The sequence below is a fragment of the Aequorivita nionensis genome (genome assembly GCF_046352995.1).
Classification (GTDB): domain Bacteria; phylum Bacteroidota; class Bacteroidia; order Flavobacteriales; family Flavobacteriaceae; genus Aequorivita; species Aequorivita nionensis.
This window is the reverse complement of record NZ_CP130281.1, coordinates 1-14261: the sequence shown is the minus strand read 5'-3', so window position 1 is coordinate 14261 and position 14261 is coordinate 1. Positions and strand designations below refer to the sequence as shown.

Here is a 14261-nt window from a genome sequence, read left to right as displayed (position 1 = left end):
GGGGATTTACCCCTTGAAAATCAGGATTTTTCCTCTTGACACGTATAATTTTTTTTTAAAAATTGCTTTCAGATTAATTATAAAACAAAACCTTATGAGCAACACAAATCAAAATTTACTGAACCAGACGCTGGAGGCGTTGACAGTTACCGAAATTATGGAGGCCCTAAACACCGCGGCCGCTGCCCTGCCAGATGCCACGCTAACCGATGAACAACGCCGTAACCTAAACGCCATAAGCGTGGACAACAAGGTGTTTGCAGAGGAAGTGCTGGACGAGATGAACACCAACCCCAACGCCGCCGTAAACGCCACCTACAACCTGGAGTTTCTGGAAAACGATCTCCAGCTTTTTGAGCAGGCGGAGAGCATCCTGAGCCGTTTGATGGACATGGTACAGCGGCTTGAGGACGTAAAGCGTCTTGCGGGCCACGAAGCCTATGGCATGGCCACGGGAGCCTACGGTATGTTGGAGGTTATGGCGCGTACGGGCGTGCCCGGGGCACAGGCAAGCTTTGACAGGCTGAAGGTGCGCTATGCGGGGCAAGGAGGCAGAAACCCCGCTCCGCCATTGCCAGAGTAATGGTTATGAAAAGCAGGTAGCAATACCTGTTTTTTTGGAACTGTTAGCTTATTGTCTAATAAAATTATATACGAGTCTAATTAAATAAGATAGTAGTCTAATTAAATATCATAACTGTCTAATTAAATACCATAATATTCTAATTAAATATCATAGCAGTCTAATTAAATAGCATAGCAGTCTAATAAAATACCATAACTGTCTAATTAAATATTATAAATGTCTAATTAAACAGCATAATAATCTAATTAAATAGCATACCAGTCTAATTAATTTCTATAATTATGAAAACAAAATTCATCCAAAAGAACACCTCTCCCCATTTGGGGAAATTGGTTAAAGACCATATTACAAAGCATAAAGTATATAGAAGCTCGCTGTCCCGTTATATGGAGCGCCAACCTTCCACCATTGAGTATTACCTAAAAAAGCCCACCCTGCAAACAGCCATACTCTGGGAGCTGAGCACCGCCCTAAAGCACAACTTTTTTATGGATCTTGCCGCCCAGCTGCCGGCAGCCTTTACCACCAATGCCCCAGACCTTACCCTGCCTTTTAAGGAGCGCATTGCCGCGCTGGAGGAGGAGAACAAGCTGTTGAAAATTAAGGTGGAAACGCTTATGGCGGTGGTGGGGAAGGGATAAATTTATATATTAGCAACTACATGTAAAAGAAACGGCATGATTTAATACCGTTACAAATGTTTATAAATGTTTATAAGTATTTACATTTGAAAGGTGCGTTTATATACATGTTGGCAGTAATAAAAGAAAACTATGGCAGTACCTAAAGTATTTATAAGTTCTACATGTTATGATTTGTTTCAAATACGAGATACATTATTTGAATTTATAAAATCGTATTACTATGAACCTGTTTTGAGCGAGAAAGGAGATGTGTTTTTTCACCCAGATTTACATACTCACGAAAGCTGTATACATGAAATCTCAAATTGTCAACTTTTTATCCTGATAATAGGTGGAAGATTTGGAGGTAAATATAAATTTGATAAATCTAAGTCTATAACAAACGCTGAATATGAAGCAGCAAGGTTGAAAAACATACCTGTTCTTACATTTATAAAAAGAGAAGTTTATGAAGACCATCGCATCTATCAAAACAATAAACACGACATTGAGTTAACAAAAAAAATTAATTTTCCCTCAATTGAAAGGCAGGAATATGCTGTTAATATATTTCAATTCATAGATAGAGTTAGATTAGGCGATGAAAATAATGGTTTCTTCCCTTTTGAATACGCAAAGGAAATCAAAGACAATCTTGGAAAACAATGGGCAGGTCTAATGTTTGATTTTTTAACTAAAAGAATTAAATACAAAGATGATAGAATTGTTAGTAAGACTCTAGATAATCTAACTTTGATAAACCGTAAAACAGAGGAAATTGTTGAAAGTATTTATAAGAAAATAAACCCTCAAGAAGCTGATAAAAAGATAGATACTACAGACAGAATAATAGAAGGTTCTAAATTTTTAAGTAGAGTATTTGATTTATTCCACGTCAAGAAACTTAAATCCTCAATTGAAGAGGTAGCCAAAATAAATCCTAAAAACCTAACATGGTTCGAATTTCTTCGAGATACTGGTGAATTTGAACTTATGGATGATGATGAAGCAGGAATAGATTGGGACACTAAAGAAGAGGTTGATATGCGAGAAGTCGTTTTGTGGTTAAAATATAAATTTGAGCCTGTTTATTGGGGCGTTGTTGTTAAGAAAGGGGAATTACATTCTGAGATTAAAAAGCTAATTGATTTATTTGAAAAATATAAAGAATTGAATAAGGCTGAAAGAATGAAATCTATTGAAATTACTACTGCCAACACCGTATAAAATTAATTGCTATTGCAAGCCTACTTGCGCAAATCCTCGCGGCTTTTCTATTCGGTGTGTATTTGCTAAATTAGTTGCTTAAAACACGCAACTAATCTTATACAAACACGTTAGCTGTAATATCCAGAAAATGAACAATCCTATAAAAATATTATTAGAAATAAATAGGCTAACAGAGTCCGAAAATATTCAGGATTCAAAAAAAATATTAGATATCCTAATAAACTGTATTTTTAGTTTGTCAACCAACCATCATACTGACCCAACTGAATTTGTCGAACAAAAATATGCGAAGATTTTTTCTCAAATGATTTTCACAAAGTTGTATAATATTAGAGAAAATTTAAATGGTGTAAATTTTTCTAATAGGGAATTTCATTTAAAGAAAGATATTATTGATACAAGTTTAATTGCCAATAACATTAGAAACTTATTCGAAACAGTTTGCCTTTTTAATAATTTTTTCATTCAATCAACCGACAAAAACGAATTAATTTTAAAATTAAATATTTGGGAATATTCAAGCTTAAAATATAGATTAAAACTTGAAAGTCAAGTCACGAATGAGACACAGAAATCATTATTAGAAAAAGATACAAATAGAGTAGATGATTTAAAAGCACATATTGAAGAAAATGAAATATATAAAGAACTAGATGAGAATAATCAGAAAAAAATTCAAAATATTTTAAAAAGTAAAGACTTTAAATTCTCTATAATTGACGGAGTAGTCAAGGTATATGATTGGCAAAAACTAGCTGATAATCTTCCTGACACAAGAAAATCTATCCCATTATTATATACAATTTTATCGTTTTATAGTCACCCAACTTGGAAATCAGTACACGACTTTGGAAACAGTTTTACAGAAGAAAAAATTTGGATTGAAAATGCACAAGATTTATTAGAATACACATATACTCTATCATCAATATTTATAATTGATTATATAAAGTATTTTCCTAAAAGTGAAAAGTCATTTAACAAATTAGAACCTTTTGATACTTATTTAATTGAATTTTATAATTATTTGATACGAGGCGAAGAGTATTTATTAGATAAAAATAAATTTAAAGATTAAAATACTACAGCTAACAGTGTGTATAAGCAATGGCTTGTCCTCGCCTACTTGGAAAATCCTGCGGATTTTCAAATGGCAAGCATCTGTTTGCAATTGTCCGTGTCGAACCACGCCATTGCTCATACACTAAACGTTAACGAAAAACAAAATAGAATTTGCAAAAAAAATCCCGCTATTTTTATAGCGGGATTTTACATTTATACGTATTTACTTCTACTAATAATAAGTAAACCTTCTAACCTGTGCAATATATTTCGCCAAGCGAATAACTTGGTGGCTATAGCCGTATTCATTGTCATACCAAATATAAAGCACTACATTTTTACCATCTTCGGTAACAATGGTTGCGTTGCTGTCATAAATTGCTGGAGCAGAAGAACCAACAATATCGCTTGAAACAAGCTCATTGCTTAAAGAGTATTTTATTTGCTCTACCAAATCGCCCTCCAAAGCATATTTTTTCATTGTGGAATTAATGCCGTCTATAGAAGTAGGAGTGCCCAATTCAAGATTCAAAACCACCAACGAACCGTTTGGAACGGGAACACGGATGGCATTTGAAGTAAGTTTGCCAGCCAAAGAAGGCAATGCTTTTGCAACGGCACTTCCGGCACCGGTCTCGGTAATTACCATGTTTAATGCCGCGGCACGGCCACGACGGTATTTGCTGTGCATATTGTCAACCAAATTCTGGTCGTTTGTATATGCGTGAATAGTTTCCAAATGCCCGCGAACCACTCCAAAAGAATCCTCAACGGCTTTCAAAATAGGGGTGATGGCGTTTGTGGTACAAGATGCTGCTGAAAAAATATCAACCGTATTCGGATCGTATTCCTTTTGGTTTACACCGTGAACAATGTTCGGCACCCCTTTTCCGGGAGCGGTAAGCAATACTTTTGAAGCCCCTTTGGACTGTAGGTGTCTGCTCAGCTCTTTATCATCACGGAATGCACCTGTGTTGTCAATGACCAATGCATCCTCAATTCCGTATTTTGTGTAATCAATATCTTCCGGGTTGTTTGCTGAAATGATATGAACGGTGGTTCCGTTAATAATCAAGGCGTTATTTTCAAGATCAGTACGCACAGTTCCAGAAAAATCACCGTGAACGGAATCATACTGAAGCAAGGTAGCTCTCTTGTCCAAAACCGTTTGGTCCATTTTTCCACGAACCACAATGGCGCGAAGACGAAGTTGGTTTCCTTGGCCAGTACGTGTCATAAGCTCACGCGCCAACAAGCGGCCAATACGTCCAAAACCGTAAAGAACCACATCTTTAGGAACAATGTCTTTGGTTTCTTTAGCATTCTTCAATTTGTCTGAAACAAATGCCAAAGCGTTTGAATATTTGTCGTCTTCCAAGTGGAATTCATAGGTAAGTTTACCAATGTCCAATTTTGCTGGTGGAAGATCCAAAGTTTTGATGGCCTGCGCAATTTCAACAGAGTCGAAAATTGATATTGGCTTTTGAACGAATTCGCCCGCATATTCGTGAAGGTTTAAAATTTCACTCACGTTGCGATCGATAAGTTGGTTGCGGAAAAGTACCAATTCAATGGACTTGTCGTACCAAAGGTCACTAATGATTTTAATAAATTCTACTGAGGCTTTTCGGCGGTCAGTTTGAAAAGACAGTTCTTTTTCATAAACGTCATCAAAACTCATAAGGAAGGATTTTTTAAGGGTTTAAATTTGGTGCAAAAATACTTATTTCAATCGTTGTGGAGAAATAAAAACAAAAAATAAAAACACCGCTGAAAGTTTTGATTTTCAGCGGTGTTTTGAATGATTTCTAATTCAATTTTATCTAAAAATAAACGAATTTATGTTCCCGGCAGTGTCCATAAAAGTCATTTTTATGGGTGAACGATAATTGCGTTGTGTCATAATTCGTTTTACATCACCAATATCTTTTACAGGCTCGTCGTTTAATTGGGTAATAATAATTCCTTCCAATTTATATTGTGCAACTTCTGGTGTCAAAGCTCGTGTTACGGTAACTCCATTTTTCAAACCTCGCTCTTTTAACTCTGCTTGGGTTGTGTTTTTTACTTCCAATCCAAGATCATCAATAGAGAAAGTTTCTAATTTTACGAGAGTAACAGGCACACTCTTTTCTTTGCCGTTACGGAGAATTGTTACTTCAACCACGTCATTTGGTCTTTTAGAGCCTAAATACCCTGAGAGATCCGCAAATTTTGAAACTTTATAGCCATCCAGTTGTTTAATGATATCGCCTTCTTTTATTCCAGCTTTGTCGGCGCCACTTCCTTTTTCAATTCCACCCACAAAAACACCTTCAGTATCACTAATTCCATACTTTTCAACAATCTGCGGGTTTATATTGCCCACTTGAATCCCCAAGATTCCGCGTTGTACGTTTCCATATTCCAGAATATCCTCTATCACTTTTCGGGCATTGTTGGAAGGAACTGCAAAGGAATACCCCACATAACTTCCCGTTTCTGAAGTAATTGCAGTATTGATTCCAATCAATTCGCCACGGGTGTTTACTAAGGCACCACCACTGTTTCCGCGATTCACCGCGGCATCTGTCTGGATGAAAGATTGTGGATTGCCGTCAAATTGGTTTAAATCACGTGCTTTTGCACTAATAATTCCAGCAGTAACGGTTGAGGTTAAGTTGAAAGGATTTCCAACTGCCAAAACCCATTCCCCAATTTTTATATTGTTAGAATCGCCAAAAGGGATAAATGGAAAATCATCGTCCCCATCAACTTTTATCAAAGCGATGTCTGTATTTGGATCAGTACCAATAAGTTTTGCAGTATATGTTTTATTGTTATTCAGTGTAACCTCAAGATTTGAAGCATTCGCTATTACGTGATTATTGGTAACAATATAACCGTCTGGTGAAATGATAACGCCACTACCGCTGCCAATCATAGCTTTCGGTTGACCTCCACCCTGAAAATATTCCAAAATATTTGTAGGTTGCCTGCTCACAGTTGTGTTTTTAACGTGAACAACGGCGTGTACAGTTTTTTCCGCAGCTTCGGTAAAATCGGTATTCATTTCCGCAGCTGTAGCAGAAAAGTTGGTGGGAATAAAGTTTGAAGTTTGTTGAGGGTCAAAGGAAATGGTTTCCTTTTTTTCGAAGAATTTGTAGCCGCCAAGTGTGATTGCACCAGCGAATAATGCTACAAGAAATAAACGGATTGTTTGTTTCATTGTAATAAAATTTTAATTAATACTGATTTAAAATAATTCAAAAACTTATTGTTCAAGTTTTGCATTTTTAAACTGTTTTAAAGGTTTCAGTCCTGAGAAGAACGGAGGAGGGAAACCCCTTTTGAAGAAACATTTTTTAAATACTTCCCCAAATTTAACAAGTATAGCTCGAAAAAAGTATGCCACAAAGCTGTATTTAACTTCTATTTAACGTGAAAACTTTCCCGAAACTCGCTTCGGCTTTTTATATCTTTGCGCAGTTATGGAATTCCCCTTTTATAAATACCAAGGCACGGGCAACGATTTCGTTATTATTGACAATCGGGAAGATTTTTTTCCGAAAAAGGATACAGAGCTTGTTGCCAAAATCTGCGACCGCCGTTTTGGGGTTGGCGCTGATGGATTGCTTTTATTGGAAAACCATCCTGATGCAGATTTCAGAATGGTTTATTATAATAGCGATGGCAACCTAAGTTCTATGTGCGGAAATGGCGGACGGTGTATTTCTCATTTCGCAAAATTCCTCGGCATCATTTCTGAAAAAACCACCTTTGAAGCAGTGGACGGAATGCACGAAGCTACGGTTAAGAACGATTGGGTTTCCCTTAAAATGAACAATATTGAAAAAGTAAAGGTTTCTGAAAACTTTACTTTCTTGAACACAGGCTCGCCACATCACGTTGAAATTGTTACGGAACTTCAGGATTTTGATGTTTTTACAAACGGAAGATACATTCGAAATAAAACCTATGGAAAAGAAGGTTCGAATGTAAATTTTGTCGAACAAAATGATCACGCGATTTTTTCAGTCAGAACCTATGAAAGAGGCGTGGAGGACGAAACGCTTTCCTGCGGCACGGGCGTTACAGCAGTCGCGATTGCAATGTTTGAAACTGGTAAGACTTCAGAAAATAAAGTAACCTTAAAAACTCCGGGCGGACAATTACAGGTTCGTTTTGAAAAAGAAGGTTCGGGTTATAAAAATGTGTTTTTGGAAGGGCCGGCAATACAAGTTTTTAAAGGAATCTGGAAATGAAAACACTAAAAGGCGAGCATATATTTTTGCGGGCTCTCGAACTTTCCGATTTGGATTTTCTCTATAATTTGGAGAACGATGAAACGCTTTGGGAAGTTAGCAATACAACAACTCCGTATTCAAAATATATTCTGAACCAATACCTTGAAAACAGCCATCGCGATATATATGACGTAAAACAATTGCGGTTGGTGATCTGTAAAAGTGAAAATAATACGGTTGTTGGATTTATAGATTTATTCGATTTTGATCCAAAACATAACAGAGTAGGGGTTGGGATCGTTATTTTTTCAGAAGAAGATAAAAGGAAAGGATTTGCTTCGGAAGCATTAAAACTCACTTGTGATTATGCTTTTTCACATTTAAACGTGCATCAGGTTTTCGCAGGAATTACGGAAGAAAATAAAGGAAGCATTATGCTTTTTGAAAAGGCTGGTTTTGAAAAAACGGGCGTTAAAAAAGACTGGATTTTTTCCGAAGGAAAATATAAAGATGAATATTTATATCAGTTGATTAGCCAATTCGCTAATTAGCAGATTCGCTAATTGAAAATTTTAGAATGTATATAAAAAAAATATTGCTGATTATTGTGTTGCTTGGCGCCGTTGGAATGGGCGCTTTTGCTTGGTATGTTTACAACACGGCTTTTTCTGGAAATACAGCTTTCAACAATAAGGAAGCGCACGTATTTATTCCCACAAATGCAACAATAGATGACGTTGTTGCAGAGCTGGCGCCGCTTTTAAGAGATACGGAATCATTTTATGCTGTTGCGGATCAAAAAAAATATTCAGGAAATGTAAAACCGGGCCATTTCATCTTAACAAAAGGAATGACCAATAACGATATTGTGAATGTTTTGCGCAGCACCAATATTCCAATAAATATCAAATTCAACAACCAAGAGCGATTGGAAGATCTTGCTGGCCATATTTCAAAACAAATTGAAGCGGACAGCCTTTCACTTTTGGAATCTATGCGCGATCCGCAGTTTTTGAAGGAAGAAGGTTTAACCGAAGAAACAGCTCTTTGCCTTTATATTCCAAACACTTATGAGTTTTATTGGAACAGTTCAGCCGAAACGTTTCGGAGCAGAATGAAAACCGAATACGAACGATTTTGGAATGAATCGAGAACCCAAAAAGCAAAAAATCTAAATCTTTCAAAAGAACAAGTAATGGCCTTGGCTGCAATTGTTCAAAAGGAAACCGCAAAAGTGGATGAAAGACCTCGAGTTGCGGGTGTTTATATAAATAGATTGAAAGTTGGGATGTTGCTTCAAGCTGACCCCACGGTTATTTACGCCCTAAAAAAGGAAAGTGATGATTATAACCAGATTATTAAAAGAGTGCTTTATGCCGATTTGGAATTGGATTCGCCATACAATACCTATAAATATGCAGGTGTTCCACCAGGTCCAATCACCATGCCTGATATATCTTCTATTGATGCGGTATTGAATCCAGAAAAGCACGATTATTATTACTTTGTGGCAGATGTTACCAACTTTGGGTACCACAAATTCGCCAAAACACTTGCGCAACATAATGTCAACAAAGTGGAATATGTTCGTTGGGTGAATAGCCAAGGACTTAATCGTTAATTTTTTTAATTCTTCCAAAACCCCTCTAAAAATAGGGATGACTTTTCTTTTCACATTACTTTAACAGCCTACAAATCAGATTTTTAAAAAAAGCTGTATCTTTGCGCGCTGAAACGAGGATGTAATTATACATCCAAATTTTAAAAATTAATGAAAAAAAGAATATATCTAATTGCAGTTTTACTTGTTGTTACCGTACTAGTAGGGACAGGTTTCATTTCAAAAGATAGCTACGATTTTTCTACTTTTAGTACAGAAGGATTAGAGTTAGATTATAACGTTCCCACGGAAGCAGAGCTTATGCCTTTAATTGCTCCCGTGACCCCAAGATTTTATTTGTTTTTGGGTAAATCTTATGTAGGATTTAAAGAAGCTCTTGGTTTTAAAGAATCAAGAGGAGATTACAACATTGTAAATGATTATGGTTATATGGGGAAATATCAGTTTTCACGTGCAACCCTAAGAATGATGGGTTTCAAAAATACTGATAATTTTCTATACGACACCCGTCAGCAAGAAGCCGCTTTTTTGGCATATACTTCATTAAACAAATGGGTGCTTCGTAATGACATTAAGCGTTATGCTGGAAAAACTATTGGTGGTGTGAAAGTTACCGAATCTGGAATTTTAGCTGCTGCGCATTTAGCTGGTGCAGGAAATGTAAAAAAATTCCTTAGAAGTGCGGGAGAAAATCGTTTTGAGGATGCAAACGGTGCTTCAATTCGATATTACTTGCGCAAGTTTTCAGGATATGACACTTCGCACATTGTACCAAACAAGAAACCAAGGGTAATGTAAATTTTATCCCTGAATGATAAACAAGGTGGGTCTTTTATGAAGGTCCACCTTTATTTTTTTCCACAGACTCGCCGGCGCAGTTTTTATGTATTCAGAAGGCAAAGTAATATCGCAGGCCACACAAATTCTTGTTTGTGGGTTGAGGTTTTCAATCAGGCTTTGTAGCATTTGGTTGTTGCGGTAAGGCGTTTCAATGAAGAGTTGTGATTGGTCAAAATCTTTTGAAAGCTTTTCCAAACGTTTCAATTCTGCTTTCCGTTCCCCTTTATCAATGGGTAAATAACCGTTGAAGGCAAAATTTTGCCCGTTAAAGCCACTTGCCATCATAGCCAATAAAATTGAGGAAGGGCCAACCAATGGAATTACTTTAATGCCAAGTTCGTGTGCATAATGCACCGCTCTAGCGCCAGGATCAGCAATTCCAGGACAACCTGCATCGCTGATTACACCAACATCAAAACCTTCTAAACACGGATTGAGCATTGGGGATATTTCTTCAGGTTTTGTGAATTTATTTATTTCTTGAATTTTCAGTGTAGGTTGTTCTTTTTCTGGAACAATATTTTTTATAAAACGGCGAGCATTTTTTTCGTGCTCCACAATGTAGTAGTCAATTTTTTCAATCGTGTTCTTTACTGAAACGGGAAGCACTGCCAATGGAGGTACATCTCCCATTGGACAGGGAATTAAATATAAATTTCCTTTTTTCGCGGTCATTCAGAAATTATTGGACTATTAATTTTTTAATTGCAGTCTGTCCTTTTTCCGAAGTTATTTTCGCAAAGTAAATACCGGAATTCAAACTTGAAACGGAGATTGTCTTTTCGCTATTTGAAAAATTTTCTTCGGAAATCACTATACGTCCGCCAATATCATACATTTGAATGGTTTGAATATTACCGCCGTTTAAAATAAAAGAGACATTTGTAGAAGCGGGATTTGGAATCATACTAAGTGTATTTTCCATTGAAAAATCTTCTGTACCTATTAATGGCTCTGCGGTTATTTTGTAGATAGAACCACCTATATCAATTATATAAAGTTCTTTATTAATGTCTTCTCCAAAAGAAACCCAGCTACCTGAAAAAGTACCGTAATCTTGTAAATTTCCAGAGCTGTCCACCGTTCCAATTCTTCCACTACAATAATCTCCAAAAAAGTAAAGGTTGCTTATGGCTGGATACAGAGAACCTCTATAAACATAACCGCCAGTAATAGAGCAATTGCCTCCTGCATGTGTATATTCAGCTATAGGAAAAGTAAGTTCTGATTGTGGGGGGCAGTTTTGATTATTATAGGGTTGTGTCCCCTCATAACACCTCCAGCCATAATTTAAACCCGCTTCACCAATAGCGACTCTGTTTATTTCTTCTCTACTGGTTTGGCCTACATCTGCTATCCAAAGATTGTTATCGGTAGTGTCAAATGAAAAACGCCAAGGGTTTCGCAAGCCGAAGGCCCAGATTTCTTCACGTGCGTTTGGATTTCCCACAAAAGGATTGTCTGCAGGAATACCATAATTATTTCCTCCAGTAGGATTGTCCACATCTATACGCAATAATTTTCCAAGTAATAAATTTATATTTTGGGCACGGTTTCCAGGATCGCCACCGCTACCGCCATCACCTGAAGCAATGTACAAATAACCATCTGGCCCAAAGGCCAAACATCCGCCATTGTGATTTGAAAAGGGCTGGGAATAATCAATAATTGGTAACTCAGAATTTTCATCTGCTAAATCTGGATTTCCAGAATCTACTGAAAATCTTGAAATTTGTGAATCACCATTCGGTTTGGTATAATAGACAAAGAAATACCCATTATTTGCATAATCTGGATGAAATGCCAGACCGAGCAGACCTCTCTCGCCACCACTTGAAATTTGACCTGAAATATCTAAAAAAGGAGTTGTGTTTACAGTTCCATCACCCTGAATTATCTTTATTTTGCCTCCTTGTTCTACTACAAAAAGACGTTCATCATTGGCATGTTGTAAATTCAAAGGGTCTGAAAAACCACTTTTGAAAAGTTCAATATCAATGTCCTGTGCAAAAACGAAGACAGATGTAAAAATTATAAAAAATGTGAGAAGTAATTTTTTCATAGCTAATTTCTTTGGGCAAAGCACTAAAGTAGTTAAATCAGCTGAATTTCTTAGTTAAAGTCGTCTCGCAATTTCCTCACAAGCTTCATCAAGCATTTTAAAAACATTTTCAAACCCAGCATTTCCCCCTAAATAAGGGTCGGGAACATCCACGTTTTCACCTGGAAAAATTTCATCGAGTATCAATTTTACTTTTCTCTTTTGAAAATCATTCTCTGCCAATGCCAAAACGTTTTCCTTATTGCTATTGTCCATAACATAAATCAAATCGAAATTTTCAAAATCTCTTGCCGTGAACTGTCTTCCACGTTGGTTGGTAATGTCTATATTGTATTTTTTTCCTACAGCAATACTTCTTTTGTCGGGTTCATTACCAACGTGCCAATGTCCTGTTCCAGCGGAATCAACAAATATTTTTGAAGAGTCAACCTTTGATTTTAAGATGCCTTCCGCTAAAGGAGAGCGACATATATTGCCAAGGCAGACCATTAGAATTTTGTAGTGTTGCAAAATGTTTGGGGTTAATTGTTTAATTACAAAGTTAATAGGTTATTAAAAACCTTGAACATTCAACTTTGAAATTTTAAAGCGTCAATTTCTTGCTAAGGTCTTCCACATATTTGCGAAATTGCTTATCTGTGCTAGATAGATTATCAACGGTTTTGCAAGCGTGGAGCACGGTAGCGTGATCGCGTTGCCCAATTTGTGAGCCAATGGATGCAAGAGAAGCCTTTGTGAATTTCTTCGCAAAAAACATAGCCAACTGGCGAGCCTGAACAATATGTCTTTTTCTTGTTTTTGATTGCAATGTGTCCACATCCATTTGGAAATAATCACTAACCACTTTTTGAATGTAGTCTATGGATACCTCTCGCTTGGTATGTTTCACATAGTTGTCAACAATCTTGCGGGCAAGATCGATGGTTATTTCCTTTTTGTTAAAAGAGGAATGGGCAATCAATGAAATAATGGCGCCTTCCAGTTCGCGAATGTTTGTTTTTATGTTGTTTGCCAAAAATTCTACAATATCATCCGGCATTTCTACACCATCGCGATAGAGTTTGTTTTTTATAATAGCAACACGGGTATCGTAATCTGGATGGTTCAATTCTGCAGAAAGTCCCCATTTAAAACGGGAAAGCAAGCGTTGTTCAATATCAATCATATCAACCGGCGCTTTATCGCTGGTTAAAATAACCTGCTTGCCGTTTTGGTGCAAGTGGTTGAAAATATGGAAGAAAACGTCTTGTGTGCCTGCCTTGCCTGAAAGCAACTGAATATCATCTACAATAAGCACATCTATAATTTGATAGAAATGAATAAAGTCGTTGCGATTATTCTTCTTAACAGATTCTATGTATTGTTGTGTGAACTTTTCCGCAGAAATATACAGAACGGTTTTTTCGGGATATTTATCTTTTATATCAACGCCAATTGCGTGGCCCAAATGGGTTTTTCCTAAACCAACTCCGCCAAAAATAAGCAGTGGGTTGAAAGAGGTTCCGCCAGGTTTATTAGCAACAGCTAAGCCTGCTGAACGTGCCAATCTATTTGATTCACCTTCAAGAAAACTTTCAAAATTATAATTTGGGTTGAGTTGGGATTCAATCTTTACGTTGCGAATTCCCGGAATAATGAACGGATTTTTTAGTTCCGGACTTTTATTTTTCAAAGGCACATCAACATCCTGTGATTGAAGGTTGCTTCGGTTTGCGCTTGGTATTTTTTCAGTAAATGGTTGTTTGTTGCCGTAGGTGTTTTCCATTCTGATGATGTACACCAATTTGGCTGTTGTTCCCAATTCTTTTGTAAGAGCAACTTTCAAAATTTTAACGTAGTGTTCTTCAAGCCATTCGTAAAAAAACTTGCTTGGAACTTGAATGCTAAGCGCATTATCAGTTAACTTTACCGCTTTTATTGGCTCGAACCAAGTTTTGTATGCCTGCGAAGTGATGTTATCTTCGATAAAAGCCAAACAATTGTTCCAAACCGATTCCGCAGTTTTGCTCAT

14 protein-coding genes are annotated in these 14261 nt (G+C 36.7%); 8 read left to right on the top strand and 6 right to left on the bottom strand.

Features of this window, described 5'->3' with window-relative positions; genetic code table 11:
- Positions 1 to 94: 94 nt before the first annotated feature.
- From Q2U82_RS00070 to Q2U82_RS00055, 4 genes are all read left to right on the top strand, one after another.
- Positions 95 to 583, top strand: a complete 489-nt coding sequence (locus Q2U82_RS00070; RefSeq protein ID WP_410005758.1) for a hypothetical protein — start codon at positions 95 to 97, stop codon at positions 581 to 583.
- Positions 584 to 867: 284 nt separating this feature from the next.
- Positions 868 to 1227, top strand: coding sequence for a hypothetical protein (locus tag Q2U82_RS00065; protein WP_410005757.1), 360 nt, complete (start codon positions 868 to 870; stop codon positions 1225 to 1227).
- A gap of 132 nt (positions 1228 to 1359) precedes the next feature.
- Entirely contained in the window at positions 1360 to 2436 is a 1077-nt protein-coding gene (locus Q2U82_RS00060) for a DUF4062 domain-containing protein (RefSeq protein ID WP_410005756.1), read from the top strand.
- Positions 2437 to 2566: 130 nt separating this feature from the next.
- The gene (locus Q2U82_RS00055; protein WP_410005755.1) at positions 2567 to 3517 is read left to right on the top strand and encodes a hypothetical protein; all 951 of its coding nucleotides are present in this window, start codon (positions 2567 to 2569) and stop codon (positions 3515 to 3517) included.
- Between the two features lie 216 nt (positions 3518 to 3733).
- Here Q2U82_RS00055 and Q2U82_RS00050 read toward each other — a convergent pair whose 3' ends face one another.
- Positions 3734 to 5182, bottom strand: coding sequence for a glyceraldehyde-3-phosphate dehydrogenase (locus Q2U82_RS00050; RefSeq protein ID WP_410005754.1), 1449 nt, complete (start codon positions 5180 to 5182; stop codon positions 3734 to 3736).
- Positions 5183 to 5320: 138 nt separating this feature from the next.
- On the bottom strand, positions 5321 to 6709 hold the full coding sequence (locus Q2U82_RS00045) for a S1C family serine protease (protein ID WP_410005753.1): 1389 nt from the start codon (positions 6707 to 6709) through the stop codon (positions 5321 to 5323).
- Between the two features lie 262 nt (positions 6710 to 6971).
- On the opposite strand from Q2U82_RS00045, the gene dapF reads away from it, so the two are divergent.
- The 4 genes from dapF to Q2U82_RS00025 all read left to right on the top strand — a co-directional run bounded on the left by dapF (position 6972) and on the right by Q2U82_RS00025 (position 10146).
- Positions 6972 to 7745: a diaminopimelate epimerase gene (dapF, locus tag Q2U82_RS00040; RefSeq protein ID WP_410005752.1), complete on the top strand. Its 774-nt coding sequence runs from the start codon at positions 6972 to 6974 to the stop codon at positions 7743 to 7745.
- Positions 7742 to 8278 carry a GNAT family N-acetyltransferase gene (locus Q2U82_RS00035; protein ID WP_410005751.1) on the top strand — a complete coding sequence of 179 codons (537 nt, stop codon included), beginning with the start codon at positions 7742 to 7744 and terminating at the stop codon, positions 8276 to 8278. The genes dapF and Q2U82_RS00035 overlap by 4 nt, the downstream gene beginning before the upstream one ends.
- 26 nt (positions 8279 to 8304) lie before the next feature.
- Positions 8305 to 9348 carry an endolytic transglycosylase MltG gene (gene mltG, locus Q2U82_RS00030; protein WP_410005750.1) on the top strand — a complete coding sequence of 348 codons (1044 nt, stop codon included), beginning with the start codon at positions 8305 to 8307 and terminating at the stop codon, positions 9346 to 9348.
- A gap of 150 nt (positions 9349 to 9498) precedes the next feature.
- On the top strand, positions 9499 to 10146 hold the full coding sequence (locus Q2U82_RS00025; protein ID WP_410005749.1) for a peptidoglycan-binding protein LysM: 648 nt from the start codon (positions 9499 to 9501) through the stop codon (positions 10144 to 10146).
- A 3-nt stretch (positions 10147 to 10149) separates the two neighbouring features.
- Here Q2U82_RS00025 and Q2U82_RS00020 read toward each other — a convergent pair whose 3' ends face one another.
- From Q2U82_RS00020 to dnaA, 4 genes are all read right to left on the bottom strand, one after another.
- Positions 10150 to 10863 (bottom strand): SAM-dependent methyltransferase, encoded by a 714-nt coding sequence (locus tag Q2U82_RS00020; protein ID WP_410005748.1) that lies wholly within the window; start codon positions 10861 to 10863, stop codon positions 10150 to 10152.
- A 7-nt stretch (positions 10864 to 10870) separates the two neighbouring features.
- Positions 10871 to 12250, bottom strand: coding sequence for a PQQ-dependent sugar dehydrogenase (locus tag Q2U82_RS00015; protein ID WP_410005747.1), 1380 nt, complete (start codon positions 12248 to 12250; stop codon positions 10871 to 10873).
- Between the two features lie 54 nt (positions 12251 to 12304).
- Positions 12305 to 12739: a low molecular weight protein-tyrosine-phosphatase gene (locus Q2U82_RS00010; RefSeq protein WP_410007170.1), complete on the bottom strand. Its 435-nt coding sequence runs from the start codon at positions 12737 to 12739 to the stop codon at positions 12305 to 12307.
- A gap of 94 nt (positions 12740 to 12833) precedes the next feature.
- On the bottom strand, positions 12834 to 14261 hold the full coding sequence (gene dnaA, locus Q2U82_RS00005; RefSeq protein WP_410005746.1) for a chromosomal replication initiator protein DnaA: 1428 nt from the start codon (positions 14259 to 14261) through the stop codon (positions 12834 to 12836).